The organism is Sorangium sp. So ce394, assembly GCF_051474665.1.
In the GTDB taxonomy this organism is placed as follows: Bacteria; Myxococcota_A; Polyangia; order Polyangiales; family Polyangiaceae; genus Sorangium; species Sorangium cellulosum_D.
Genome location: NZ_CP150339.1, coordinates 309,108 through 334,902, shown reverse-complemented (window position 1 = coordinate 334,902; position 25,795 = coordinate 309,108). Strand labels below are relative to the sequence as shown.

The following is a 25,795-nucleotide window of genomic DNA, read 5'->3' as shown; positions in this document are numbered from 1 at the left end:
ATGCCGCAACACGCGCGCCATCGACCACAGTCGGTCAACGAGCGCCCCGAGACGCGGGGCACCGCTGGATACGGCGCTCCACATCGCCGGTGAAGTCGGGTAAGTCCGCGCCACAGTCGCGAGGCGGCGGCCCGCAGGCTGGGGCGTGATGGCGAATGGGAGGTCTCGGCGATGACCTCAGCGGTCGAGGATGGCTCGCGCCCGCCGCTCGCGCCGGCGGCGAAGCTCGCCTTCAGCCAGGCATCGCGGGAAATGCCTACGTGAGGTTCGTGAGCGGCCCGGTGCAGTACGCCGGCGCGCCGAACGTGGTCCGGGTGTCGCCGAACAGGTTCAGGATAGAGACGAGCAGGTTGTTGTGCGGGAGGTTCGGGTACCGGACCCAGCGCCCGGTGCGCAGGCCCCCGCCGCCGCCGGCCAGCAGGAACGGCATGTTCGTCTTCATGTGGGTCGGCGGATCCGAGATCTCGGAGCCGAAGAAGACGACGCTCTCGTCGAGCAGCGAGTGCCCGCCCATGTCGACCTTCTCCATCTCCTGCAAGAGATAGAGGTGCTGCTCCGAGTACCAGGTGTAGATGAGCTCGCACTCGGCCGGCCTGAAGCCGCCCATTTCCTGGTAGAAATGGTGGTGCTCGGTCAGGTTCAGCCACGGCAACGTGTACTTCGCCTCGGTGTCGCTCCACTGCAGGGTGCCGACCGCGGTGATGTCGCAGGCGAGCGCCATCACCAGCATGTCCGTCATCAGCTTGCCCACCTTGGGGATCGCCGCGTCGGTCGAGCTGTCCACGATCGTGCCGGGGTCGTCCGCGTTGAGCCCCGCGCTCGGGTTGTAGTCGGACGTGTCGACCCTCGTCGGGACCCGACAAGCGCTCGTCGCAGTCGGCGTGCTGCTGAGGCTCTGCTCGATCTCGCGGATCTTCGTCAGGTGCTGGTCGATCTTCTGCTTGTCGGCCGCGCCGAGGCGCGCGGAGAGGGCGGCGTAGCGCCGGTCGAGGAAGTCGAGGATCGATTGCTTCCGCGCGAGGCGACGGGCGGCGTCGTCGCTGGCGCCGGGGTTTAGCGTGCCGAAGAGAGCGGTGAAGATCTCCACCGGATCGAGGCGCGGCTGGATGGGGCTGTACGGCGCGGCCTCCTCGAAGTTGGCGATGTTCATCGGCGTCATCAGGCCGTGGGACTTGCCCGTCGCCCAGCGCACCGCGAGCTGGATGCTCGCCTCCGCCGTCCGACCGGCGGAGATCCGGGAGGCGATCACCTGATCGATGGACGGCCCCCTCCCGTAGCCGCCGTTGTTCGCGCCCTCCTGCGACGTGCCCGTGAGCCAGGCGATGATCCCGCTCTGGTGCTGCTCACCGCGCGCGCTCTTCATGTCGAGGCCGTCGACGACGAGCAGCCGGTCCTGCACTGGCGCGAGCGGCGCCAGGATGGGGCCCAGGGTGAAGCTCGTCTCGGTGCCGGTCGGACGCCAGCGATCGATCAGGGTCCCGCCGGGCGTGTAGACGGCGAGGAAGCGCCGGGCGGGGGCGGGTTGCGCGCGCGCCAGGCGCTCGGTTCCCATGATCTCCAGCCACGGGAGAGCGACGGCGATGGCGCCGGCGCCTCGCAGCATGGCACGTCGGCTCAAGCGGAATTTCGACATACCCCTCTCTCCTGTCGTCGGGATGGCCGACCGAGGCCCCCGAGAGGACGCGCCTGCTTTGCTGTCACGCCTCGTCCGCTCCGGACGCACGGAGGCTCCCTCATCGAACCACAGGCATTCTTGATGAGGAGTTCGAGGTTAGCGAAGGCCACGAACGGAGCTTCCGGCAGCGCAGAGAACTCCAGCATCGTTCTGGCGAATCAACGGTTTCACCAATGGCAGTAGCAGATGGCCATCGGACCGGCTCACCCCGAGAGCAGATATTGCCGGAGCGAAGTTTTTCCGTCGCAGCGTGAACCTGCTGCTCACCGCGACGTGGCATGCCACAACATCTCGGTCGCGGCCCGCGCGTTCGGCCGCCGCCGTGCTCTTCCCCGGCGGACACCCCTCGCCCCCACGAGCGGGGCGTCGGACGAACCGGTGCGGCATCGCTCGTTCAGGTTCCGGCGGAGCGCGCCGCCATCGCGAGGCGGCGGCCCGCAGGGGCGGGTTCGGCGAGTGCGGCGCGGCGTCGCAAGGGGGGCGCCGGGGGAGGCTCGGGCGGGGCCGGCGGCTTCGGTGGACGAGGCGGCAAGGGGGGCGAGATGGACGGGAGCCCGCCAGCGAGCCGCGTCGGTGAAGCCGGCGCGTCCACAGGCGCGGGGACGGCGGCGGCCGTGGGGTGATCGACGCCTTGGCAATCACCTGCGGCGTGGAGCGCCGTCGGGCGCATTGCCTCGTTGGGCGAGGTCGACGCGCCCGGTCAATGATAGGTGGGGGCCGCTCTTCGCTCGCGCAGGAGGATGGCCCGCTCCGCGCCGTGTCGAGCCTCGCCGCGACCTCACGGATGCCGGCCTCGGCGCAGCAGGAACGCGCGCAAGCGAGCTCGATCCTCATCGTTCATGTCCAGGAGCTGGACAGTCGCGCGCCCCTCCGCTGTAAGCCCGTTGATGACTCCAGTCGATTCCGTGACGAAGTGCTCTCGCCACGCGTGCCGCCTGGGATGATAGAGCTGTACGACAAGCTTGCTCTCGGGGTCGATCGACGCGACATTCGGCCCCTTCTTCAAGTTGCAGCGAATGCAGCATAGACGCAGGTTGTCGACATCATCCGAACCACGATGTTGCCTTCCGATGATGTGGTCTACCTGGTGGGGCAAGATCGATGCGTCCTGCGGAAGATGGCAGTACTCTCATGCCCCCTGGGCGCGCCGCTGGACCAGCTCTCGCGTGTCGCTCGGCAGCTTCACGAGGCCGCGCGCAGGGTCCATACCTCCTCTGCCTGAAGCTTGAGGAGGCTGAGCATGTCGTTCAGACGGACGACCTCGGCATACTCTCTGTGCGGGAATTCGGGGGAGGTCACCGACGAAATCCGCGTTCGATGCCGGTGAAGACCCGCTGAACGCCGGCGATCACGTGGCCGCGGTCTTCGCCGATCCTGCGCGGGACGGGATGATCACCGACATCTCCACATGTGCGTCCTCAGTCGCGTCCTCGTTCCGTTGTCGTCCGTGTGCCTAACGGTTTGCCAATCTGCTGCGGGGCAGGCTGCCGAGCGAAGCGCGGTTGCCCGAACCGTCAGCCGCATTGGCATGTTCGGCACCCGGTCAGGAAGAACGAATCACGCGACCGCCACCGCAGCTTGCGTTCTCCCGTCGTCATTTTGAAGGGCCGCGCGTCTTTCGTCGGCGCGCGGGCTGCCGCCCCGATGCCGCCCCGAGGCGCTTCTGAATCGCAGCCTGCGTTCGGCGGGGCAGCGTCGCGAGGTACTCCTCCGACAGCGCACGAAGCATCGCGTCCGGCAACGCGAGCACCGCCTGCGCCTCGGTGAGCCCTGCGAGGCGCTGCTCGGGCGCGAGCCCCGCGAGGCGCTGCTCGGGCGCGTACGCCTGCAGCACCTGCTCGGGCGCGTACGCCTGCAGCACCTGCTCGGGCGCGAGCCCCGCGAGGCGCTGCTCAGGCGGCAGCCGCGCAACGAGGCGTGCCAGCGCCTGCTCGAAGCTCTCGACGACCCGCTTTTCGTCCTTCATGTGCCGCTTCCTCTGCCCCGGGAGGGGGTGTCGAACCTGCTCGACATGCTCCAGGAGCGCCCAGAACACCGCGATCTCCGCCGGGGAGAGCGCCGGGATGCCGCCGGGGTCGGCGACCATCCCAGGGGTCACAGTGTACAGCAGATGCTCGCCCTCGCGAGCGTTGGCGGGCACCGTCTCCACCACCCGCAGCGGGAAGACCCCGAGCCGCCCCTCATGCGTGCCCGGCCCGGTCGGTGTGAGCGTGCAGCCCAGCGACCTCAGCGCCTCGGTGAAGCGCGGGGTCAGGCGGGGCGCGAGCACGCGGAGGGCGACCGCGCCGGGATCGTCGATCTCGGCAACCACGAGGTACTGGAGCGCGTACGCGAGGAGCATGCGCGCGTCGTCGCGCTCGAGCTCGTCGGTCGGCCCCTTGAAGTGCACCAGCGTGTGCTCGGCCAGCTCGCCCACCACGCTCGTGAGCAGGCGCGGCCGGGGTGGGGCTCCGCGACGGCTGCGACGGAGGATGACGATGTCGACGCGGAGCGGCTCGCGGACGAGCTGGAACTCCGAGATGCACTGGTACCAGCCCTCGGGGAGCACGTGCTCCAGGAGCGCGACGAGCACCGGGTGCCAGGCGGTGTAGACGCGAACACGCCGCTGTCGCTGCGAGGAGCGAACCTCGCGCGTCGTCGCCATGCGGTTGCCCTTCGCCATCAGGAGCAGCGCTACCACGACCGTCGCCGGCCGGCGACCTCGTGGCGCGGCGCGGTGACATCGGCCACGACGTACTTTGCCCCGCGGCGTTCCCGCCCGTATCGGGCGTCGGGCGACAGCAACCGTCGGCTACGCTCTCCGGCGCCGAACGACTTGCGGGTGTGCTGCGGGGCGGCGTGCCGAGCCCCGCGAGGCTCGGCGCGCCGTCAGCACCAGCCCCCTGTTCGGCGGCGCTCAGCATGCTTCCCTCCGGCTGGGCCGCGCTACGACGAGGCCGCGAAAGACCCCGGTGTTCGTCCGACGACGCGCTTGAAGTCGCGCGCGAAATGGGCCTGGTCGGCGTAGCCGAGCGAGGCGGCGAGGTCGGCGAGAGGGGGAGGGGTTGCCGCCTTGAGCTGTTCGGCCGCCTCGTGCAGCCGATAGCGGCGGATGACCCATTTCGGTCCCACGCCAACGTAGTGACGGAACCGGCGCTGGAGCGAACGAATGTCGACGTCGAGCACCGTCGCAACGTCGCTCGTGCGCAAGAGCGATGGATCTCGCATCATCCTTTCGGTGATGTCGCGCGTGCTCTCGGCATCGCGGCTGAGTGGCTGAAGACGCGTCGCGAGGAACGCCTCGGCGATCGAAAGTGACTCCTCGAACTCCGGCGCGCGGCTGAGTGCGCGTGCCCAGAGCTCACCGTCCTTCCCTAGCACCCTCGCAACCCGAACCGTCCGATCGGTGAGGCTCGACATCGGCGCACGGAGAAGATGCTGAAATGCGGCCGGGCGAAAGGTGATGCCGAAGACGCGACCGGCGCCCTGGCGAATCATTTCCGTTCGGCCCGTGCGCACGCCGGCGACTTCCTGCTGACCCCCGAGCTCCACGGTGAGGCACGCCGTGGGATGCAAGAGGCCCTCGGCGGTGAACGGCGTTCGCAGGTCCCACGCTACCGCCCAGAAGTGATGCACGAACGGGGCGAGCGCCTCCGACGGCGCGACGCGACGGCTGACGAGCAAGCCGTCAGGGCGCGTTCGTTGCAAGACACCTCGCGGCGGGGGCAGCGGACGACGTTCTCGTGCCAGATCCATCGCGTCGAGGATCGCGCATGTGTCGCGTTTCTTCAAGACGGAACCCTCACCCGCCTGCTTCTCTCGGCCCATGCGCAGCGGAATGGAAGCCGAGCTCGGGACCCTCTGTCGGTCATGTGGACTCTGTTGCGACGGGTCGCTGTTCGGGGGCGTCACCCTCGAGCCCGAGGAGCTCCCCGGCGCGCGCAAGAATCGCCTCCAGGTGCTCCAGCGAGGGAACGCGTTCGAGCAGCCGTGTTCGTCGCTGTCGACGCTGGGGGCCCAACGCGCATGCTCGATTTACTCCGACCGTCCTCGCGCTTGCCGTGCCTTCACGTGTCGCCTCTACGACCGCCAGCGACACGACGGCGGCCCGCTCGAGGCGCGGCTCGAATCGGTACGGCGTGTCCGCGCGCTTCTCGGGCTTCTCGAGACGACGACCGACGAGGAGGCCCTGCGAGGCGCTATTGCGGAGCTGACCCGACGAATACAAGCGGACTTTGCGAGAGCCTAGCCTTCATGCGACCGGTCGTGGCACCACGCTCGCCCGCCGAACGCTAGCTTCTGCAGCGGCGCGCAGCGCCGTCGGCAGCAAGCAGGGTTGGGCAGCACAACCACGATCAAGTCGCTCACTTCCAGAGGCGGCGAGCGAGATCCACCAAGCTTACTTGCGCCTCCGCGTCCGTCATCTGCACCAGTGGACGATTGACGTCGTTCGCGGGCTGATAGCCCGCCAGTTCCGTAAGATCCCACATGCACGATGAGACAAGTACCCAGAAAAGCCGGAGCTTGCCCGACCGTGCTCTTGCGAGCAATTGAGGGAGTTCCGTCTCGTTCAGGTAGTCGGACGCGAGGAAGTGCGCGCTGACCAGCAGCACAGCGGCATCGCAGCTTTGGACCTTTCGTGAGATCTCCGCCCCCGATTCCGCGCCGGCTTCTATGTCTAAATCCGCCCATGTCTTTATGTAGCCCTGACGCTCGAGCGGTCGCAAAACAGTCCGGAAGCGGTTCAGCCAACCGATATCTTCACGGCTGTGGCTCAAGAACACCTGCGTCGGCTCCCGAGCTTCACTGGTGCTGATCGGCGAGACCAACCTCCTAATGAGCCCAACGAGTTGCTGTGCAACGCGCCGTGCATCGTCACGCGTGGAAATCCGGGCAGAGAGCGAGTCGAACTCAGCTCTCGACATTCCAGGGTTTGGGATCACATCCCAGAGGTCCATCATCTGTTTGAACGCTCCGGCGGCGTCTCCGCCCGTTCCGGCGATTGGGAAACGAGGGAGCCCCTTGTGAAGGGCCCCGAGGAAGCTCCCATAGGCGCCCCCGAGCCCACCAATCAGGATGACTGAGTCAGCGTAGCTTTGAGGATCCATCCACTCGGACGGCCCTACCCGAGTGCGCACAACCTTCCCGACGTTGATTTCTATGGGTCGGTCTTCGCGAATCACTTGAACCAGACGGTGCTCGGTGCTGATCCCTCGTGCCGCGAGCCCTTCGCTGAAGGTGCGCGCGACGATGTGATCTACTCCAGGCCATCCACCAGTGATTACGCCCAGATCTGCTCTAGCAAGCGCAGCGCCAACCTCTTCGGCAGCGAGGACGGCGGGCTCCGCGATGCCCTGGCGTAGCCCCGTGCCCGCAACGAGCGCCCAGGATTGAACACGATCTTCACGCATTGCCTATTTCCTCATGCGAAACTTGGATCTTCGCGATGGCACAACCAACACGGCAGTTCTAGCTCTCGAAGCCGCGAGCGAGAATCACTCAGCGCGGCAAGGCTGTCACCTGACAACTCGCGCCAGTTATGGCGAAGACCTCGCCCGGCGATCGCGAGCTTCCCAGCCTCGACGCTCGGCTGCCCAACGACCGACGATAAGCTGCCGGCGAAGCCGGCCAGCTTCATCGGCTTGTTCGGCGCCTCAGGGGGCAGAGCCGCGCGCCGCCATGCTCTCGGGCTGAGTTTCCACGCGAACTCCCGTCGAATCGCGTCGGCACGCCGTCTGCGAAGCGGGCACGTGCCCCGCATCGCCTCCGCGTACGCGTTCGCTTTCTTATGCGCCGCTCGAGAGCGCGGCGTCCGACGTGGTGGTCTCACGCGCGGGCGAGCGCCTCGAGGAAGGGTACGACCTCCGCGTGGCTGTCGTACGGGATCACGACGACGCGGTAGTCCTTCCGGAGTCTCTCCTTGCGATCGACCTCGGCCTGCGGATCGGGGAGGCGCTGCAGGAGGACGAAATGGAGCCCGGTCGCGCCCCGGAGCTGCTCGGCGTTGTCGGCGAGGATGAGATCGAGATCGTGCGGGTCCGACATCCCGTAGCCGACGAACAGGAACGTACGGTCGATCAGCAGGTAGCCCAGCACGCTTTGGTAAGCCGCGTCGGCGTGCGCTTCGCGGTACTCGTCGAACGTCAGCACGACCGAGTCGGCGTCCTCGGCCGTGCCATGAACCTTGAACAGCACGGGACGCTTCGTGCGAATGTCGGCAAGCGCCGCGGCGGCCCTCTTGCCCGTGTACATGTCTCGGGCCGGCGGTGGCTCGGCGGCTTCGAGCAGTTTGTCGTAATTCGTCGTGATCACCGTCGGCGCTTGGAGCGCCATGATCGCGCGTTGCGCGGCGCCGGGTGCGGCGTCGATCGGGCGGAAGATCGAGGTGAGCGCCGCTGCGTAGTCGGCGCCGAGCTTGTCCTTCACCTGATCGAGCTGCCGCAACATCTCCTGCAGCGGCATGGCGCGAGCGCGCTCGCGGGTCGGATCGGTCGGGTCGGGTTCGAGGAAGCGCGCGCGCAGCGTCTCGCGATCGCGATCGTCCTGCCACACCCAGTAGCGATCGCATTCGGCGAGGAGCCGGCCGGGCAGGTCACGCCAGCTCGGAAAGCCTCCCGTTACATCCGGTCCGAGGGAGAGGCCGGCGCCGACGAAGGGGACGAGCAGAGCCGCGCGCTTCGCGGCGACGAGCGGCTGGGGTAAGCTGGGATGGGTGGCAGAGGGCATTGGGACTCCGGGGGTGGTCGGGGTCGGGAGCATCGGGGCAGCGGGGGCGGTGCCCGCGGTCTTCAAGACATCGGGCAGAACCGGCGGGCCGTATTGAGGCCGGAGGACGTTCGTCGGAAGGCCGGTGACGGCTGGGGGCAGGATCGGGAAGTTCAGCGCGGGATTTTGTTCGCCGACCGTCGCTACCCGATGATCCCACTCGCGCAGCAGCGTCGCCCGGAGCACGGCACGATCGCGCGCCACCGGCTGGCCCAGGTAGATCGAGGCATAACGGACCCCGTCGTCGAGCCGGCCGACTTGCAAGGCCACGAGCGAGAAGAGCCACGCAAGCGACTCCCGCTGGGCGAGCCTCCACGCGTGGGGATACGAGTCGAGCGCTGCCTGGGCCAGCGCAGGTTGCCGCGCGCCGAGCGCGCTCAGCGCTTCGTGAAGCGCGAGGTGGAGGTACCGCGGAGCGTCTCGGCGCCCGGCGGCTGCGGCCCGCGCGGCGGCCTCCCACTGGCCGCGCCGCTCGAGCTGGAGCACTTCGCCAAGTCTCGCTTGGGGTCGCAAATCCGCGGAAGTTCGCACCCGCCCGACGCATTCGGTCAGCAAGGCATCGCTCGCGTCCGCCGCAGCGATATACTGCGCCTCCTCGATCAATCGGACCCTGCTTCGGCTGCGCTCGACCTCGTAGCCCTCCCACAGGCGCCGGATGGCAGCTTCGGGTCGTCCTGCGTCGCCCAGGGCGCCTCCCAGAATCTGATATACGGAGAAGATGCTCTTGCCCGGATCGACGCGTTTTACCGCCTCCTCCGCGGCCGCGATCGCCGCGTCGATGCCATCGACCTTCCGGACGAGCTGGACCCACAGCGTCCATACGTTCCCAGAGTCGAAGCCCTCGGCCGCGCGTCGGACGTGCGGCACCGCCCGCGGGAGGTCCTCGTCCCTTCCTCGATCGCGGAGGAGCTTCGCCAGGTGGTACTCGGCGGCGGGCGGGCCTGGCTTGGCCAGCCACAGCGAGAGCAGATGGATCCGGGCGTCCCGCTCCGCGGTCGTGGCTGGGTCGGCCGTCGCGAGGTGGTACTGCGACTTCAACGACGCGCTCGCAGCCGACATCAGCTGCTCCAGCAGCTTCGGATCGCCCGCAGCGCTCAGGTGGTAGAGCGCTTCCTCGAAGCGAGCGGCATGGCCGACGGTGAGTTGGCCACCGAGCAGCGGCCTCGCGTACCAGGCGCCTGCCCGCCGATGCGCCTCGGCCCAGGCCGCGCCGTCGCTCCGAAGGCGCGGGAGCTCCAGCTCTCGCACGAGCGGGTAGAGGACATCGCGGGTGTGCCGGATCAGAAGGAGATAGCGATCGCGCAGCGATTGACGCGCGCTCCGCCAGTCGAGCCCGGGGTCGGCCATCGCCTCGACCAACTCGACGGTGGCCGGCTGGCGCACCACGGCCAGCGTCGTGAGCCACCGCCGCGTCTCGGGGGAGAGCCCGTGCACCGCCTTGGCCACGATGCGCCTCTCCAAGGCCTCGACCAGCGTCGGATCTCGCATAGCGAGCGGGTCCGCGTCGACGCGCGGACCCAGCAGATCCTCCACCGTGTAGCGATCGAGCAGCTTCCCGAGCAGGGTGAGCGCGCGCGGGTTGCTCCCGAGCCGGACGATGACCTCCTGTCGGCGCCCGACGAGCGGGTCGCCGGAGCCCGTCAAGTTGGCGGCGTCGAGGATCGCCCCTGCCGCGGTGACGTCGTCGACTGGCGCGCGGAGCACGGCATCGAAGCAGCGTTCCCGCCAGGCGCGATCATCCATCGCCCGGTTCGCCAGCAGCACGAGCCAGCCGCGCGCTCCGCGCAGCTTCACGACGCCCTCCATGGCCTTGTCCAGCCACTCCGGCGGGCTGCCGGTGCCGGCCTGGAACTGGAGCTGCACGTCGTCGAGGATCACGAGGACCCCGCCGGAGAGCGCGGCCGTGAGCGCCACCTTGGCGGATGGCGCCTCAGCCACGCGTTGCGAGAGCTCGGCCTGTCCAGCGCCAGCCAGGGCCTCGGCCAGCGCCGCGATCAGCGAAGCCTGGGCGTCCGAGGTGTCCGCCGGAGGCGTGTCGACCAGCACCGACGGAACGCCGATCGCTTCCGCTGCCGCTCTGAGTGCCTCGGCTAGATGCGCCGTCTTGCCGACGCCGGGAAACCCCATCACCAACGCCGCCGCGCGGCGCTCGCCTCGCCACGCGCGCCAGATGGCGGCGGCGGTCTCGCGCCGCTCTGCACCGTCGAGAAGGCTCCAGTCGGGACGGGGTTCGACCATCGCGGCGCAGTATAGCCGGAGCACATGTCCGCGCGTAGGCACTCCTCGGGCGCCGTGCTGGCTCGACACGGAACGATCCAACATTCGTACGGCGCAGCGGCCCTCGACCCGCTACCTCTCGGGCCGACGCTGCCCCTCTGGGCGGCGCTCGAGGAGTTCGACGAGCTCGACGAGTTCGGAGGAGCCGCCGCCGGTCCCGCTCGACGAGTTGCTCGCGGCGCCGCCCGTCCCGCTCGAGGAACTGCTTGCGGAGCCCTCGCCGCCGCCGCCCGAGCCCGCGCTCGTCGACGTGCTCGTGGTGGTCGACGTTCCGCCGCCGGTCCCGCCGTCACCCACGGTGCACGCGGCGGTGAGCGTGAGGGCGGCGGCGAGGGACGTCTGGCGAGCGCGTTGCATGGGCGTCTCCGTGGTTCGTGGCACCGGCGCCGAGGGCGCCGATGGCTCACTCTTACTACGCCAATCCACTCCGCTGCGACGTGCGGTGGAATCCGCGGCTGGCACGCGCCGCAGCACGGGCAGTCGGCAACACTGGGACCGCTCGCGCGCCGAACATCGCAATCATCTGTGCTGCGCGACATATCTTCGCATTTTTGCATGTAGGCTGCGAACCGCGGTGCCCGATCACCGTGTTCTCGCGGATGAGTCGCGGCACCCCGCAGCATATCTAGATACCCCCGCGGATAGGTCGCGATCTTCCGCAGGCTATCTGCGCATCTCCGGAGATAGGCCGCCGCTACACAACTACGTATCGCCGTTGATGGGCTTCGGACGGCGATGGTGTGCCGAGAAGCAAGACGCGTGCCTGTGATTGATTGCCTCGGGCGACTGATGTGCGGCCCAAATATCCGCTGGCCGCCGCAACTCGCGCCCGCCCTGCGCCGATAAGGGTCACTGCGGGTCCGACGAACCGGCCCCAACCAATCGGAACCACCTCCATGACCCTCATCGAAGCCGTGCGCGCCACCATCCGGCGCCTGCATTACTCGCCGCGTACCGAAGAGGCGTATGTCCACTGGATCCGGGCATTTATTCGCTTTCATCACGGCAAGCACCCACGGCAGATGGGCGCGGAAGAGGTCACGGCCTTCCTCAACGATGTTGCGGTCGCGCGCCGCAGCGCGGCGTCCACGCAGAACCAAGCACTGTGCGCGCTCCTCTTCCTTTACAAGCGGGTCCTCGACCTGCAGATACCCCGGCTCGAAGCGCTCGAGCGTGCCCGCCGGCCGGAGCACCTCCCCACGGTCCTCTCGCGAAAGGACGCGCTCACCTTGCTTGAGCACCTGATCCCACCTTTTCGACTCATCGGCGAGCTCCTCTACGGAAGCGGCCTCCGCCTCCTCGAAGCGCTTTCGATTCGTGTCAAAGACGTCGACCTTGATCGACGGCAAATCATGGTGCGCCGCGGGAAAGGACAGCACGACCGGCCGGCCTTGCTCCCCGCTCGGGCGCGCGACGAGCTGCAGGCCCAGCTCGACGCCGTGGCGCAACGGCACAAGAAGGAACTCGCGGCTGGCCGCGGCGAGGTCGACCTGCCCCACGCTCTGCGAGCGAAGATGCCAGGAGCAGCCACGAGCCTCCCCTGGCAGTACCTCTTCCCCGCCTCTCGCCCTTGCACCGATCCAGCGACGGGTCGACAGGTCCTCTACCACCTGCACGAATCGGCGGTGCAAAGGGCCGTGAACAATGCCGGACGGGCGTCGGGGCTCACCAAGCGCGCGACATGCCATACCCTCCGCCACAGCTTCGCGACCCACCTGCTCGAGGCGGGCACCGACATCCGGACGATCCAGACATTGCTCGGCCACAAGGATGTGCGGACCACGATGATCTACACCCACATCGTCGACCGCGGCCCTCTCGGCGTGATCAGTCCTCTCGACCGCTGACCGCCGCTTCCGCGTGGAGCGCCTTGAACTCCGCCCCCACCCCCTCGTGCCGCCCCCATGCATCGTGGAAAGGTAGCCTAGCCGACGGCTGGCCCACCTTGTCAAGGAGGCCAGCGCAGGACCGAGCGGGCTCTCCAACGGACGAAGGCGCGAGCGGTTCCTCGATGCCCTACCCCTCCGAAGCGAAGAAATGGCCCTGCAATGGCCCGGCCAGTCATCGGCTGGGGCCCTCAAGCTGCTACGGCCTGTAGAGTTCGCCGCGGCGCGGTGCAGCGTCTGCGCAAAGCATGCGCCAGTTCTGCGTCACGGTGAGGAGCACCGGCGATAGCCGTAGGCGGTCGACTGCGGGCAGCGAGGGATGGCCGTCAAGGGCCGGCGGGACGCTTGCGCGGCCTCCCACGCGTCGTGTCCGGCATCTCGGCTGGCCGGAACAGTGCTGCTGGTGTCACGCCGAGTGCGTTGGCGATCGCTACAAGAGCCGCGACGCTGACGTTGGTCTTGGCGCGTTCGAGGCGATGGAGCAGGCCAGGGCTCACGTCCGCCGCTGCTGCCAGCTCGTCCTGGGTCAGCCCTCGCCTGACCCGAAGCCGCTGCACGTTCGCCGCGATGTACCGAACAACCGTATCAGTCTCGATGGGTTCCATCGCCACGGGCTGAATTTGGGCAGGCAAAAAGTAGTCGTCGATGGCGACTTTTCATGATTCGGATCGCGCCTCGCACGTACCCTGAACAAAACACAAAGTGCCCCCGCGACGGCTGGCACCGTCCGGAGGCGTGGCCGAACCCCGCTCTCACGAGGTCCGACATGGAAGCCGTACGTCTACGCCCTGACCAGGGCCAAGTGATCGATCCGCCCTCCCATCGCCGTCCCCGTCCCGCTGCTCTCAACCGGCTCGCCCGCCCGTCCAAACCCCTTCATCCCCAGCCCTCGCACCCCGCCGTCTACCTCGACCCCACCCCGCTCCTCCAACAGCGCCCGCTGATCCGCAGCACCCTCCGCGCCCGCGGCGTCCTCCCCGCCGATCTCGACGACCTCACCCAGGACACCCTCCTCGGCGCCTGGCGCAGCCTGCGCGCCGGCCGCTTCCGCCCCTCCCCCGCTCTTCCTCCCGCCGACGCCCTCCGCCGCTGGCTCGCCGGCATCGCCGCGCGGCAGGCCTCGCACGACCGCGACAAGGCCCACCGCCGCCACGAGCTCCCCGCGGTCGACCCGGACCGCCTCTCCGCCTTCGCCGCCCCCTCTCCCGAGGCCCGCCTCGTCGCCCGCGGCCTCCTCCGCGCCTTCCACCGTCTCCGCCCCGAGCTGGGCGAGATCCTGTCGCTCGCCGCCACCGGCCTTTCCTCGCTCGAGATCGCCGCCGCCCTCTCGCTCCCGCGCCCCACGGTCGCCACCCGACTCCGCCTCGCGCGCCGCCTCTTCGCCCGCGCCCTCACCCGCTCTCGCAGGTGGCCCCGATGCGCCCGATGAGCCGCGCCCACGTCGACGCCCCCGCCGAGACGGCGGCCGAGCTGCCGACCGCGACCGAGGCCGCCCTCCTCGAGATGGTGCTCGGCCTGCCCGGCGTCGGACCGCGCCTCCTCAGCACGGCCGCTCTCCCCTCCCTCGGTCGCCTCTCGCCCGCGGCGCTCGCCGAGCGCACCCAGATCGCCCTCTTCGACGCGACCCGGCTCGCCGCCGCCTTCGAGCTCGGCCGCCGCTACCACGCCGCCCGCGCCCGCCGGGGCGCGCTCCTCACCGACGCCGCCCGCGTGGCGCGCTACTTCGGCCCGACGCTCGCCTCCCTGGTCCACGAGGAGCTCTGGATCGCGGCGCTCGACGCCCACGGCCGCGTCCGCGAGACGCGCCTGCTCGCCCGCGGTTCCGACGACGCCCTCTACGTCGGCCGCTCCACCGTCCTGCGCACCGCGCTGGACATGGCCGCCCACAGCTTCGTCCTGGCCCATAACCACCCGAGCGGCGACCCCATGCCGACCCGCGAGGACGAAGCGATGACCCTGGAGCTGCGCCACCTCGCCGCGGAGCTGCACGTCCCGCTCACCGCCCACGTCATCGTCACGCCCAGCGGCCGCTACGCCGCCGTCCACGAGTAGGCCCTCGCGGCGCGCTGCGCCCCGCCGCCGACGCGCTACGCACCTGCGCATCCGGCCGCCACCTCTCGCGCACCGCCCCGGGCGGGAGCTCCGCAAGCCCCGGCAGCGGCAGAGGCGCTGGACCGCGTGAAGCAACCCGACCGTGCTCGGCTCGCCCGAGCTCGGTTAGGCCGCTCCATGCCTGCGCCACGCCAGTCGACGTCGGCCCTCGCCGTCGTCGCGGCATCTCCTCACCGATGGGGCAGCGCGCCTGGGCAGCCTCCGAGCCTCGCGGTACAATCCCCCCGTGAACCTTCCCGAGCTGGAAGCCGAAGCCCTGAAGCTGCCCGTCGCGGAGCGCGCACGTCTCGCAGAGACGCTTCTGGAAAGCCTGGATGAGCTCTCCGAGGACGAGCACAGGCGCCTCTGGACCGAGGAAGCGACGCGCCGGGACGCAGAGCTTGACGCAGATCCGTCCCGGGGGCGACCGGCCGAGGACGTCTTTCGCGACGCCCGCGCGCGGCTCCGGTGACGCTTCCGGTCATCTTTCACGATCTGGCTGAGGTCGAGCTGAACAAGGCCGCCGCCTACGACGCTCGGGCACGTCCTGGCCTTGGTGACGCCTTCCTCGCCGAGGTCCAAGGCGCAGTCGATGCCCTGGCCGCATCACCGCTCGCGGGGAGGGCTGTGGAGAACGATGTTCGCTGGTGGCTCGTGCGGCGATTCCCCTACAGCGTGCTGTACCGGGTACGCGGCGATCACATTCGTATTCTCGCGATTGCACATCTGAATCGGCGGCCCTTCTACTGGCGCGGGCGCCAATAGTCCGGCTCGGCGCCAGCCGCACAGCGAGCTGGAGCACGCGGAGCCAAAGGCCGTGGCTTCGTTCCCCCGACCTCGGTCGGGTACCTGCGGTTTCAGTGATCGGAGATGACCACCCCTGCGTGGGCGCATGCGGCGAGCTCCTCGTCGGTCGGGAAGGACTCGGTGTCCTGCAGGACGCGCACAGGGCGGCCCGCGGCGGCAAGCGGGCGCAGGAGCTCGCAGAAGCGCTTGGTCGAGGTGGCGATGAGCTGGAAGTAGGGGTCGAGTCCCAGGACCGCCTTGCGGTGCCGCAGCATGAAGCCGGGGCCGGCATGATAGGTGTGCCCGAAGGTGTCGAGCTTTCGCTCGGCCGCGCCGTGCAGTTCCTTGAGCACGCGCTCGGCGCCTTCGCGCTGGAGGAACCCGCCCATGCTGGCCTCGGTGCGCCAGCGCTGGAGCTTCCAGTCGAGCGCGAGGCGTAGCAAGGCCGACTCGATGTCGTCGCCGCCGGGCTCGAGGTCGTCGCCGAGGCTCCCTGTCACGTAACAGCGCCCCTCCTCGTCGATGCAAAGCCAGCGCATCTTGTCGACCTTGCCTACCTGCCGCACCGGCTTGCCCTGGATCTCCCTGATCCGCTGGTCGCCCGCAACGGTCTCCGCGACGTACCCAGGCGCGATGAGGGGCGCCACGCCGAGCAGACTCCACGGCGCGAAGTCATCTTCCGCGATGACGCCGCCGTGGTCCCGCTCCACCGCGGAGAGGACGGGCCAGAGGTCGTCGCCGAAGAGCCTGCGCAGGTCCTCCTCGGAACGCCGGAAGCGATCCAGGCGGTGGATACGCCGGGCGAACAGGTATTCCTGCAGCTCGGGGATCGGAGCAAACAGCTCGGTCGCCGGGCGCGTGCGCTGGACGAGGAGCTCGCCGTCCTCCCACTCCGCTCGCTCGGTGGCGACGTCCCCGTAATGGAGGGCCTGCACGATCCGCCGCCCTTCGGCGATTTGAATGGAGATCTCCGCGATGTAGGCCGCCTGGTGGAGCTGGGCGCCCCTGGGCACGCGCTGGAGATCCTCGACGAGCATCGCCTCGGCGCGGCCGTCGTGCAGGCCAAGCTCCGCGCCGGCAGCGCGGGCGGCCGCGAGCAGCGCGGGCAGGTCCTCGAAGCGGCGAGCGGCGGCGCGATCCCGGACGATGAACCAGCGGTCGTCCGACCAGCACGTGTCGTGCGGCGCCGATGCGGCGCCATTCTCCGCGGCGCGGAGCTTGTTCGCGAGCTTCCTGGCCTCGTCCCCAGCCCGCCAGTGGATCGAGAAGTGAGCCAGGGCGGGCGTGGGAGAGAGCTCGGCGGCGAGGCGTTCCAGGAACACGCGCAGATCGCTGCAGAGGCGCTTCTCGTACCGGCCGAGGTACACAGCGCCCTCTCGCTGCGTCAGAAGCACGCGCCGGCCCGAAGCGTGCCTTGCGATCACCAGGTCGGGCGGGCCCGAGCGATGGCGGCGGAAGCTGCAGTCGAACTCGGCGAGGGCGCCGAAGTCGTAGTCGCCGAGGACGGGCAGGCCTCGGTCCTGAGTCAGCGCGAGGAGCAGGTCCGCCGCCTCGGTCCAGCGGGGCGGGCAGCCGGGCGGCGCGAGCTTCGCGAGCGTGCGGCGGTCACAGGCGCGGCGGATGGGCGCGCGTTCGGCCAGCGCGCACAGGGCCTCGGAGAATCCCTGGACAGCGTTCATGGTTATGTGACCCTCTGGAACCGATCGCCCACCACCCTCCAGGTGCCCACGTTCTGGATGCCTCCCGGGCGGTTCGGTCGTGTGAGGCGGTTGCTTGGGTTATCGTGATACGTGGGGTTCTGCGGGTTCATGGCCCCGCCAACCTCGCTCGGGCGCGGCGGCTTGCGGCCCGCCATGGTCCACAGCCGAGGGATGAGCTGGGAGCAGTTGGGGCAAGCCGGGATGTTGCTGGTCCCGGTCTCGGACTCCATGCCCTGCACCTCGCCGAGCGCTGCGCGAAGGTTGCGCCGCCACCCGGGCTGACCCGGCGTGCATGACCTGCCGGTCCGCTGCTCCCACTCCCGGAGGTGGTCGCTCAGCACGTGGGGCTCGGCGCACTGCTCCGCAGGCTGCGGCTCTATCGGGTGCCGGGCCGGCTGCCGCGGCAATGCCCTCTCGACGGCCGGATGGAGCCGGCTCGGGCTGCCGCCGCTGCTCCTCGTAATCGGATCCCCGACCGTGCGCGTGAGTGTGCAGCGAACGAGCGCGTCGATGTCGACGTGCTCGACCGGCATGTTGTCGACATAGGCGTAGGGCTTGAGGCTGCCCTCGATGCGCAGCGGCTCCGGGCTCAGGTAGCAGCCCGTCTCGGGATCGTAATAGCGATTCCGGTTGTAATGGAGCCCGGTCTCCTCGTCTGCGTACTGGCCCGGGAACCGGAGCGGGGTCCTGGGCTCGCCGTCGACCCGCCCGTACAGGGTAGGGGCGAGGGTCTCTAGCAGGGCCCCATCGTTCGCAACGAGCGCCTCGGGCGCGCCGTTCGGGCCTTCGACGTAGTACAGCAGCTCCGGCGGTTGCCCGGCCCTGGTCTCGCGCTGTGCCAGTGGCAGCACCGTCCCTGGCAGCACGACATAGGTCCGCTCCTGGACGATGGGATCGCCCGCCGCGCGCGCAGTCTCATGGATCTCGCGCACGAGGGCGTCGCCGTACCAGGCGTAGCGGGTCACGCTCTCGACGCGTCCGGCGCGCTCGACGCGCTTCTCGGTCCGCCGCGCGAACGGATCGTACGCGAAGCGGACCGTCCGCCCGTCGGGTAGGCGCACGGCCATGAGCTGGTCGTCGTCGGCCCAGATGAACGACCACGCTTTCCCGTCGGGCGCACGCTTGTGCGACACGCGCCCCAGCGCATCGTAGGCGTACTCGACCTCGCCCCGCCGGACGAGGCGGCCTCCGGAGGCGTACTCGCGTGGGACGGTTGGCTCGTAGAGATCGCCGCTCGCGCCGTAGCCGTACGACTCGGCGACCGCGTGCCGCGCTCCCTGAACATGACGCTTCTCGGCGACACGCCCATTCGCGTCGCGCCGGAGCTCGACGCGGACGCCGCTCGCGTCGTCGACGGCCGCGAGCAGGCTGGCCGGCGAGTAGTGGTAGCTACGCGCAAAGGTCTCGCCGAGGGGGATCTGGCCGACCCACGCCGGCTCGCCCGGCCCGACGCGCGGCGTTGCCCTGGGGCTCAGGACCTGCACGCGGGCGAGCATGCCGTCGGGCGTGAAGCCCTGAGCGATGCGTCCGCCGCCGGGCAATACCTGTTCGACGACGCGGCCAGTGGGGTCATAGTGGAGCTGCATCGGCGCGATGTCGCCGTGGTGGATCCGTACCGGACGGCCGGCGACGTCGCGCTCAATCGCGATCGCGCCGAACGGGCCCTCCGCGCGCACGGCCTTGCCCATGACGTCGTACGCGGTTTCGACCGTGGTGGTGACGCCATGGTCGACGAGGCGCTCGCGCAAGATCCGGCCGCGGGCATCGTAGGTGTACTCGCAGGCGCTATCGCCGCTCTCAACGCGTACGACGCGGCCGAGCGCATCGTACTCGATCCGCTCGACGCGCCCATCGGAGAAGCTGCGCCCGACGAGGCGGCCGCAGGGGTCATAATTGAGCTCCGTCAGACGCGCGTCCTCGCGGATAGCCAGGATTTGTCCCATGGCGTCGAGCCGGTAGGAGATGGCGCGGCCGTCGAAGGTGCGCTCGCCAACGATGCGGCCCTCGGTGTCGCGCTCATAGACGTGTTCTTCACCTACTTCATTGATGATTCGTGCGAGAGCCTGCTCGCGGTCATAGCGATAACGGACGATCTGACCATCGGTGCGCACGACCTCCGTAACCACGCCGATGCCTCCCCAGCGGAGCAGGGTGGCACGGCCATCGGCGTCCAGGATGCGCGAGACGTTGCCGTCTGCGTCGTACTCGTAGACGACCTCAGCGCCCCCGGGGGTGCGCATACTGCGGGTGCGGCCGCTGGCGTCGTAGGTGAAGAACGTCTGAAGCCCGCGCTCGTCGGTGAAGCCCACCACGCGGCCCAGGTAGTCGTACCTGATGTGGCGTGTGGCGCCGTGCGGCTCGACGACGGAGGTCCGGTTGGCGAGGGTGTCGTACTCCATGCGGGTAACGCCGCCGTTCGGCAAGGTGGCGGTGACGAGGAGGCCGCGGAGGTCGTAAGCGAAGGCGACGACTAGCCCGAGCTCGTCATGCACGGAGAGCACGTCTCCCCAGGCGTCGCGCTCATACCGGGCGGCGCCACCCAGCGCGTCGCGCATCTCCACGACGTCTCCGCGCTCGTCGTGCACGTAATCCGTCACCGCTGCGGTGGGATCGACGGATCGCAGCAGGCGGCCTTCGCTGTCCCGCTCGGCGCGTGTGACGTGGCCAAGCGCGTCGATGTACTGGGTGGGCTCGCCCGCGTCGTCGTACGTGTAGCTGTGTACGCCCCGTGACCAGGTGACCAGCGTGGGCTGGTCGAGCGCGTTGCCGTGTACGCGCCGGATGCCGCGCGAGGTGACGACTTCCGTGCTGTCGGGGCCGTACTCGAGGCGCACGTGGAGGAAGCCCTTGGCCCGCGTGGTGTGATCGGCGAGAAACTCGGGGATGGAGGCGTCGAGTCCGTCATTGCCTTCGCGGTGACACCAGCTCTCGTAGCATCGGCCTTCCTGGTCGTAGCGGAACTCGGCGACCAGCCCGCCGGGCTCGGCACGCCGGAGGAGGCGGTGGTCGACGTCGTACTCGTAGCGCGTCGGCTGGCCCTCGCCGTCGACGGCCGCGACCAGGTCGCCTCGGTCGTTGTACAGGTACGTGCGGAAGGAGACGCGGCGGCCCTGGGCCTTCGCGTTCTTGACCTCGAAAGCGGCGATGTGTCCGTCCGGGTGCCTGCGCACGGTGACCACCCTTCCCACGCTGTCGAGGACGGTCGCGAGCTTGCCGCGTTCGTAATGGAGGCTGATCGCGTTGCCGCGCCGGTCGACGATGCGCGACAGCTTCCACCGCGAGCCCTCGACCTCGCCGAAGAGGTACGCGAGCCCATTGCGATCGATCAAGTAGCCCCAAGGGTGTCGGGTGAGCTTGCCGCAGGGCAGGCGCACCGATGCCCCCTCGGCTGGGCGCGGCGTCTCTGTCGGGTTCGCTCCCGGCTCGATCACGAGGATCGAGCGGCGGCGCTCGTCGATCGTCCAGGCGAGCGCGTGGGTCCAGCCGAAGCCGAGGCCGAGATCCTCGTGGGCCAGGGAGCTGCTGTAGCTGCGGGTGATGATGAGCGGGATGGTGCCGGGCAGCGCAAGGTCGACCGCTGTCGTGGTGTAGACGCGCCCGGTGATCGGGTCGACGGGGTCCCCCGCCTGGGTGCCGCGGCCGCCGTGGCTCGGGTTCGGGCATCCGCCGCCGCTGCCCTGCCCACAGGAGCCCGCGTCCTTGCCGCCGCCGCTCGCGCCGCTGCCGCCATTCCCGCCGCCGGCACCCTGTTTGCCGCCGCGTCCGCGACCGCCTCGCCCGTTGCCGCCGCCGCCGCCACCACCTCCTCCCATGATCCAGGTGCCGGGGTTCATGCCTGGAATGGCGGGGATGTTGGGCACGGGAGCGGTGCGAGCCACGGCTCCATCTGTCGCCGAGCGGGTGCAGGTGTCAACCCGGTCTGGTCCGGCCGGATCCTCTCCGCAGCTGGATCGTCGCCGGGCTTATGCGTTGCGGGACCGTGGGGGGTTCGGGCGTTCGGATCGTGTCACGGCGTCGCGTGAGCGCAGCCCGTGTCGCTGGACGCGGCGAACGCGGCGGCTAGCCCGACCCGAGTCGCCCCAACCTGGGTCGGGCTTCCGCCGCCCCCTCTCCGAGGCCCGCCTCGTCGCCCGCGGCCTCCTCCGCGCCTTCCACCGTCTCCGCCCCGAGCTGCGCGAGATCCTGTCGCTCGCCGCCACCGGCCTTTCCTCGCTCGAGATCGCCGCCTCCCTCTCGCTCCCGCGCCCCACGGTCGCCACCCGCCTCCGCCTCGCGCGCCGCCTCTTCGCCCGCGCCCTCACCCGCTCTCGCAGGTGGCCCCGATGCGCCCGATGAGCCCCGCCCCCGTCGACGCCCCCGCCGAGACGGCGGCCGAGCTGCCGACCGCGACCGAGGCCGCCCTCCTCGAGATGGTGCTCGGCCTGCCCGGCGTCGGACCGCGCCTCCTCGGCACGGCCGCTCTCCCCTCCCTCGGTCGCCTCTCGCCCGCGGCGCTCGCCGAGCGCACCCAGATCGCCCTCTTCGACGCGACCCGGCTCGCCGCCGCCTTCGAGCTCGGCCGCCGCTACCACGCCGCCCGCGCCCGCCGGGGCGCGCTCCTCACCGACGCCGCCCGCGTGGCGCGCTACTTCGGCCCGACGCTCGCCTCCCTGGTCCACGAGGAGCTCTGGATCGCGGCGCTCGACGCCCACGGCCGCGTCCGCGAGACGCGCCTGCTCGCCCGCGGTTCCGACGACGCCCTCTACGTCGGCCGCTCCACCGTCCTGCGCACGGCGCTGGACATGGCCGCCCACAGCTTCGTCCTGGCCCATAACCACCCGAGCGGCGACCCCACGCCGACCCGCGAGGACGAAGCGATGACCCTGGAGCTGCGCCACCTCGGCTCGGAGCTGGAAGTCCCGCTCACGGCCCACGTCATCGTCACGCCCAGCGGCCGCTACGCCGCCGTCCACGAGTAGGGAGTAGGCCCTCGCGGCGCGCTGCGCCCCGCCGCCGGCGCGCTGCGCCCCTGCGCATCCAGCCGAAGACCTCCCGCGCACCGCTTCCGCCAGCAGCTCCGCGAGCCTCAGGCAGCGACGCGATCGGCAGCGGCACGACGCGCTGAAGCACGTGGAACCTCCGCGGGCTCCGACCCCCGAAGAAGATCGCCGCCGTGGCGCCGCTTCCGACCGCAACGTCCAAGGCAGGACGACTGCGACGGGCGTACGCGTTCAGGGTGACGGTAGCCGGCCAGCATCGGCAACCATTCCCGCTCGCTCTCGTCAGGGACCGCCGCCGTGGTACAGCGGGTCAGGAGCCCGAAGCCGATGCGTGACCGCCAGGCCGAACGAGCAGAGGCTGAACCTTCCGATGCCGAGAAGAGCTGGGATCAACGGGACCTCGGAAGAGTCCCCTCCCGGCGTTGATGCATCGCTCATCGCCGAGAACCTGCGCATGACTCCAACCGAGAGAGTCGAACGGACACGGAAGGCACTGGAGTTCAGCGAGGAAGCGAAGGCAGCCCATGGTCACCGACTTTCGGCGCGTCGTTGAAGCGCTCGTCGGTGACCATGTCGATTTCGTGATCAATGACGAGCTCGCGGGTAACTGAAGGCCGACTTCGATATCCATCTGGTCGTCGCGATGATGCCCCGCCATGTGCGCGCGTTCGCGGAGCTGCTCGGCCCGGACTTCGAGGTGGATCAAGACATGCTTCGCGACTCCCTGACCCGCCGAAGCTGCGCGAACATCTTCTACCTGCCGATGGTGACGAAGATCGATATCTTCGCTCTCGGGCCGAGTCTCTACGATGAGGTAGAGTTCAGTCGCCGGCGTCCGCCGGCACCAGGGCCGGGTCAGCCCATTCCACCTTCGTCTCGATCGCGCTTCTTCCAAACAGACGGGCTACGCCGCTGATGGAGTACGGCGAGGATGACCGTTGCCCGCTCGTTTCCTTCGCCACAGAGCAGAAAGTAGACCGCATAGGGGAATCGCTTGAGCAGCGCGCGCCGGACACCCCGCCCGACGTCGGGGAACTGCGACGGGAGATCGCTGATCCGGCGGACGATGTGCCATAGCTCATCGACAAACTGTCCGCCCAGCCGTCCTCCTCGCCCTCGTACCAGTCCGCCGCCTCCCGGATGTCCAGCTCGGCAGACGGGCGAACAAGGAGCCGGCTCATCGACGCGTCACGAGGCGTGCACGGAGGTCGGCCTCGACCTGTTCCCAGGACCGGCCAGCCTCCGGTGCGGCCTCGTACTCGGCGAGCCGGCGATCGAGCTCGGCCTTGTGCCACTCGGGTACCGGCACCTCGGCCTCCCTCGCCGCGATCCGCTCCCAGAGCGCCTGGACGTACTCGATCTGCTCGTGCACGGTGAGATCGTCGAAGCCGGGCGGCGGGGCCTGGATGGCTCGTTCCATGAGCCGCAAGATACCACGAGGTACCGCGACGGCGCAGCACACGGCCCTCGCGGTCGAGAACGAGCGGCGCCGACGGCGAACCACGCACTGCCGCGCCGTCCGGCCGAGCCGGGGCCGCGATGACCGCAAGCGCCCGCCAGTCAACGTCGTCCGTCGCCGTCGCCGCGGCATCTCCTCGCCGATGGGTAAGCGCGCCCGAGCAGCCTCCGACCCGCGCGGTACAATCCCCCCGTGAACCTTCCCGAGCTGGAAGCCGAAGCCCTGAAGCTGCCCGTCGCGGAGCGCGCACGTCTCGCAGAGACGCTTCTGGAAAGCCTGGATGAGCTCTCCGAGGAGGAGCACAGGCGCCTCTGGACCGAGGAAGCGACGCGCCGGGACGCAGAGCTCGACGCAGATCCGTCCCGGGGGCGACCGGCCAAGGACGTCTTCCGTGACGCCCGCGCGCGGCTCCGGTGACGCTCCCGGTCATCGTTCACGACCTGGCTGAGGCCGAGCTGAACGAGGCGCCACCTACGACGCTCGGGCACGTCCTGGCCTTGGCGACGCCTTTCTCGCCGAGGTTCAAGGCGCAGTCGATGCCCTGGCTGCGTCTCCGCTCGCGGGGAGGGCTGTGGAGAACGATGTTCGCTGGTCGTCACGAGTAGGCCCTCGCCACGCGCAGCATCCCGCCGCCGGCGCGCTGCGCCCCCGCGCATCGAAGGATGCCGCCTTCGCTGCACGATCAGTCTCGGGGAGCCCGTCCAAAGGGCGCCTTTTTTAATCGGTCTTCCTCCGCGATTTCCACAGGAGCGCCTCGGGGAGGACGCTGGCGACGGCCGCGAGCGCGTCATCTCCGCCGACGCGCGCGATGAGGGGCGCGAGCTGCTCCACGCCGCCCCAGCGGCTCAGCGTCGAGACGAGCGTGACGTTCTCCGCGGCGTCCCCGAGGCTCACGAAGAACAGCCTTGCCGCTGTCGTGAGCGACATCCAGGGAGCGCAGCGCACCACGCTCTCCAGACCCTCAGTACCCCGGTCGTCGTGGTAAGCAGCGACGGCGCGCGCGGCCAGCGCGGGGCGCGACCGCTCGGGGGCGGCGAGACAGAGCGCCGCGAGGGCCATGATGCGCGCGGCCTCCGAGCCACCTCCGCCGCCTCCCTCGGCGATCTCCACCGCCGTCTCGAGCCCGAGCACCTGGATCGCCTCGGCGGCGTGATCACACACGAGCCCCGCGGCGGCCCACGGAGCATCCAGCGAGGCCACCGCGTCGCGCGCCGCTTGCGCGAGGGAGCGGCCTCCCTCGGTCGCTGCGGCGCAGAGCAAGGGACGAGCGGCGAAGATCCCGCTGCCACAGCGCTCTCGGACGATGCCGAGCGCGCGCTCCGGAGCGCCGAGCTCGGCGAACCGCACGGCCAGCGCGGAAGGGGGCGGGAGGGCCTCGTCCAGCAGCCTCGAGAGCTCGGCCAGCCCCAGGAAGGGAAGCAGCGCCGCGGTGCATGCGTCGGCGTCGTGCCTCTCGGCGCCCTCGTCCTGGTCCGCAAAGAACGCATCGAAGGACATCGAGACAGCGCGGGCCCGCTCCTCATCGGGCAGCACGGGCAAGAGGGGCGCCAGGGCGTTCGCTCGGGACGTCGGTGGAAGCGACACCGCCGCGCGGAGGATGGCGAGCGCCTGGTTCTGCCCGATCCCATCCGCCGTGGCGAGCCGCGCGAGCGCCTGCCCCGGCTTCGCGCTCGACAGCGCGCGCTCGACGGCTTGCTGGACGAGCGCTTCTGCCTCGGAGCGCGGCAGGAAGTCGGCGGCCGTGAGCCACGCGCTCAAGGTGCCGTCGGGCCCTCCGTCCGCGCGCCACGTGGACGAGACCGCCCACCGCGCGAACGTCGAGGCCTCGTCGCCCGATGCTGCGCGCGCCGCGGTGAGCAGTGCGAGCGCATCCTCCCAGCCATCACCGCGCCATGCCGCGCCTGTCCGCCTCACGACGTCGAGCGCGGGCGCCTCGATGCTGGCGCGCAGCGAGGGAGAGGCGCGCGCCGCGAGAGCGAAGATCGAGACGGCGAGCGCCCGCTCCGTGTCGTTCCACGCCTCCTCGTCGGCCCGATCGGCTTCAGGAGGCCACGCGCGGTGGAGCGTCGCGAGCGCGCCCTGCGCGAGCGCGACCCGCACCAAGCTCGACAGCGCGTCGGACGGGATTGCCACGGCGTCGGAGGCGAAGAGCGGCGCCGCCATCGAGCGTCGCACGCGTCCCAGCTCCGCCCGACGCG

20 protein-coding genes and 1 pseudogene are annotated in these 25,795 nt (G+C 69.9%); 9 read left to right on the top strand and 12 right to left on the bottom strand.

The features are described 5' to 3' along the window. Positions 1-256 precede the first annotated feature (256 nt). The 4 genes and pseudogenes from WMF33_RS01265 to WMF33_RS01250 form a co-directional block, all read right to left on the bottom strand. On the bottom strand, positions 257-1,603 hold the full coding sequence (locus tag WMF33_RS01265) for a DUF1552 domain-containing protein (protein WP_437335421.1): 1,347 nt from the start codon (positions 1,601-1,603) through the stop codon (positions 257-259). Between the two features lie 850 nt (positions 1,604-2,453). Beyond that, a pseudogene (locus WMF33_RS01260) lies at positions 2,454-2,792 on the bottom strand (HNH endonuclease); the annotation flags it as partial. 477 nt (positions 2,793-3,269) lie between these two features. Beyond that, entirely contained in the window at positions 3,270-4,337 is a 1,068-nt protein-coding gene (locus WMF33_RS01255; RefSeq protein WP_437335420.1) for a hypothetical protein, read from the bottom strand. A 263-nt stretch (positions 4,338-4,600) separates the two neighbouring features. Continuing rightward, a complete protein-coding gene (locus WMF33_RS01250) occupies positions 4,601-5,446 on the bottom strand; it encodes an AraC family transcriptional regulator (RefSeq protein ID WP_437335419.1) in 846 nt (281 codons plus the stop codon). Between the two features lie 34 nt (positions 5,447-5,480). On the opposite strand from WMF33_RS01250, the gene WMF33_RS01245 reads away from it, so the two are divergent. Then, entirely contained in the window at positions 5,481-5,903 is a 423-nt protein-coding gene (locus tag WMF33_RS01245) for a YkgJ family cysteine cluster protein (protein ID WP_437335418.1), read from the top strand. Between the two features lie 115 nt (positions 5,904-6,018). Here WMF33_RS01245 and WMF33_RS01240 read toward each other — a convergent pair whose 3' ends face one another. From WMF33_RS01240 to WMF33_RS01230, 3 genes are all read right to left on the bottom strand, one after another. Continuing rightward, positions 6,019-7,065, bottom strand: coding sequence for a TIR domain-containing protein (locus WMF33_RS01240; RefSeq protein ID WP_437335417.1), 1,047 nt, complete (start codon positions 7,063-7,065; stop codon positions 6,019-6,021). 415 nt (positions 7,066-7,480) lie between these two features. Next, on the bottom strand, positions 7,481-10,657 hold the full coding sequence (locus tag WMF33_RS01235; protein ID WP_437335416.1) for an SIR2 family protein: 3,177 nt from the start codon (positions 10,655-10,657) through the stop codon (positions 7,481-7,483). A gap of 111 nt (positions 10,658-10,768) precedes the next feature. Continuing rightward, a complete protein-coding gene (locus WMF33_RS01230; RefSeq protein ID WP_437335415.1) occupies positions 10,769-11,053 on the bottom strand; it encodes a hypothetical protein in 285 nt (94 codons plus the stop codon). A 539-nt stretch (positions 11,054-11,592) separates the two neighbouring features. Here WMF33_RS01230 and WMF33_RS01225 point away from each other — a divergent pair. Then, complete coding sequence (locus WMF33_RS01225) at positions 11,593-12,543, top strand: integron integrase (RefSeq protein ID WP_437335414.1); 951 nt, start codon at positions 11,593-11,595, stop codon at positions 12,541-12,543. 365 nt (positions 12,544-12,908) lie between these two features. Here the strand turns inward: WMF33_RS01225 and WMF33_RS01220 are convergent, their stop codons facing one another. Next, on the bottom strand, positions 12,909-13,187 hold the full coding sequence (locus tag WMF33_RS01220; RefSeq protein ID WP_437339598.1) for a helix-turn-helix domain-containing protein: 279 nt from the start codon (positions 13,185-13,187) through the stop codon (positions 12,909-12,911). Between the two features lie 161 nt (positions 13,188-13,348). Between WMF33_RS01220 and WMF33_RS01215 the strand changes: the two genes are divergently transcribed. The 4 genes from WMF33_RS01215 (at position 13,349) to WMF33_RS01200 (ending at position 15,438) form a co-directional block, all read left to right on the top strand. Then, positions 13,349-14,011 carry an RNA polymerase sigma factor gene (locus tag WMF33_RS01215; protein ID WP_437335413.1) on the top strand — a complete coding sequence of 221 codons (663 nt, stop codon included), beginning with the start codon at positions 13,349-13,351 and terminating at the stop codon, positions 14,009-14,011. Next, on the top strand, positions 14,008-14,634 hold the full coding sequence (locus WMF33_RS01210) for a JAB domain-containing protein (RefSeq protein WP_437339597.1): 627 nt from the start codon (positions 14,008-14,010) through the stop codon (positions 14,632-14,634). Before WMF33_RS01215 ends, WMF33_RS01210 begins: the two co-directional genes overlap by 4 nt. A 286-nt stretch (positions 14,635-14,920) precedes the next feature. Next, positions 14,921-15,145, top strand: a complete 225-nt coding sequence (locus WMF33_RS01205) for an addiction module protein (RefSeq protein ID WP_437335412.1) — start codon at positions 14,921-14,923, stop codon at positions 15,143-15,145. Beyond that, on the top strand, positions 15,142-15,438 hold the full coding sequence (locus WMF33_RS01200) for a type II toxin-antitoxin system RelE/ParE family toxin (RefSeq protein WP_437335411.1): 297 nt from the start codon (positions 15,142-15,144) through the stop codon (positions 15,436-15,438). Before WMF33_RS01205 ends, WMF33_RS01200 begins: the two co-directional genes overlap by 4 nt. A gap of 92 nt (positions 15,439-15,530) precedes the next feature. On the opposite strand, the gene WMF33_RS01195 is transcribed toward WMF33_RS01200, so the two are convergent. After that, positions 15,531-17,138, bottom strand: a complete 1,608-nt coding sequence (locus WMF33_RS01195) for a hypothetical protein (RefSeq protein ID WP_437335410.1) — start codon at positions 17,136-17,138, stop codon at positions 15,531-15,533. A gap of 2 nt (positions 17,139-17,140) precedes the next feature. Then, positions 17,141-21,019 carry an RHS repeat-associated core domain-containing protein gene (locus WMF33_RS01190; RefSeq protein WP_437335409.1) on the bottom strand — a complete coding sequence of 1,293 codons (3,879 nt, stop codon included), beginning with the start codon at positions 21,017-21,019 and terminating at the stop codon, positions 17,141-17,143. Here WMF33_RS01190 and WMF33_RS01185 point away from each other — a divergent pair. Beyond that, entirely contained in the window at positions 20,970-21,494 is a 525-nt protein-coding gene (locus WMF33_RS01185; protein ID WP_437335408.1) for a sigma factor-like helix-turn-helix DNA-binding protein, read from the top strand. The two genes, WMF33_RS01190 and WMF33_RS01185, sit on opposite strands and share 50 nt — an antisense overlap. Next, positions 21,491-22,117, top strand: a complete 627-nt coding sequence (locus WMF33_RS01180; RefSeq protein WP_437335407.1) for a JAB domain-containing protein — start codon at positions 21,491-21,493, stop codon at positions 22,115-22,117. The genes WMF33_RS01185 and WMF33_RS01180 overlap by 4 nt, the downstream gene beginning before the upstream one ends. A 1,198-nt stretch (positions 22,118-23,315) precedes the next feature. Here the strand turns inward: WMF33_RS01180 and WMF33_RS01175 are convergent. After that, positions 23,316-23,558 (bottom strand): addiction module protein, encoded by a 243-nt coding sequence (locus WMF33_RS01175; RefSeq protein WP_437335406.1) that lies wholly within the window; start codon positions 23,556-23,558, stop codon positions 23,316-23,318. Between the two features lie 231 nt (positions 23,559-23,789). Here WMF33_RS01175 and WMF33_RS01170 point away from each other — a divergent pair, with 231 nt between their 5' ends. Then, positions 23,790-24,014, top strand: a complete 225-nt coding sequence (locus WMF33_RS01170) for an addiction module protein (protein ID WP_437335405.1) — start codon at positions 23,790-23,792, stop codon at positions 24,012-24,014. A 300-nt stretch (positions 24,015-24,314) separates the two neighbouring features. Here the strand turns inward: WMF33_RS01170 and WMF33_RS01165 are convergent, their stop codons facing one another. Next, positions 24,315-25,772, bottom strand: a complete 1,458-nt coding sequence (locus WMF33_RS01165) for a hypothetical protein (protein WP_437335404.1) — start codon at positions 25,770-25,772, stop codon at positions 24,315-24,317. Positions 25,773-25,795: the final 23 nt, after the last annotated feature.

Coding starts and splice junctions, on each gene's coding strand:
- WMF33_RS01265 (WP_437335421.1), bottom strand. CDS start 1,603: ATGCTGCGAGGCGCCGGCGCCATCGCCGTCGCTCTCCCGTGGCTGGAG.
- WMF33_RS01255 (WP_437335420.1), bottom strand. CDS start 4,337: ATGGCGAAGGGCAACCGCATGGCGACGACGCGCGAGGTTCGCTCCTCG.
- WMF33_RS01245 (WP_437335418.1), top strand. CDS start 5,481: ATGCGCAGCGGAATGGAAGCCGAGCTCGGGACCCTCTGTCGGTCATGT.
- WMF33_RS01240 (WP_437335417.1), bottom strand. CDS start 7,065: ATGCGTGAAGATCGTGTTCAATCCTGGGCGCTCGTTGCGGGCACGGGG.
- WMF33_RS01235 (WP_437335416.1), bottom strand. CDS start 10,657: ATGGTCGAACCCCGTCCCGACTGGAGCCTTCTCGACGGTGCAGAGCGG.
- WMF33_RS01230 (WP_437335415.1), bottom strand. CDS start 11,053: ATGCAACGCGCTCGCCAGACGTCCCTCGCCGCCGCCCTCACGCTCACC.
- WMF33_RS01225 (WP_437335414.1), top strand. CDS start 11,593: ATGACCCTCATCGAAGCCGTGCGCGCCACCATCCGGCGCCTGCATTAC.
- WMF33_RS01220 (WP_437339598.1), bottom strand. CDS start 13,187: ATGGAACCCATCGAGACTGATACGGTTGTTCGGTACATCGCGGCGAAC.
- WMF33_RS01215 (WP_437335413.1), top strand. CDS start 13,349: ATGGAAGCCGTACGTCTACGCCCTGACCAGGGCCAAGTGATCGATCCG.
- WMF33_RS01210 (WP_437339597.1), top strand. CDS start 14,008: ATGAGCCGCGCCCACGTCGACGCCCCCGCCGAGACGGCGGCCGAGCTG.
- WMF33_RS01195 (WP_437335410.1), bottom strand. CDS start 17,138: ATGAACGCTGTCCAGGGATTCTCCGAGGCCCTGTGCGCGCTGGCCGAA.
- WMF33_RS01185 (WP_437335408.1), top strand. CDS start 20,970: ATGATCCAGGTGCCGGGGTTCATGCCTGGAATGGCGGGGATGTTGGGC.
- WMF33_RS01180 (WP_437335407.1), top strand. CDS start 21,491: ATGAGCCCCGCCCCCGTCGACGCCCCCGCCGAGACGGCGGCCGAGCTG.
- WMF33_RS01175 (WP_437335406.1), bottom strand. CDS start 23,558: ATGGAACGAGCCATCCAGGCCCCGCCGCCCGGCTTCGACGATCTCACC.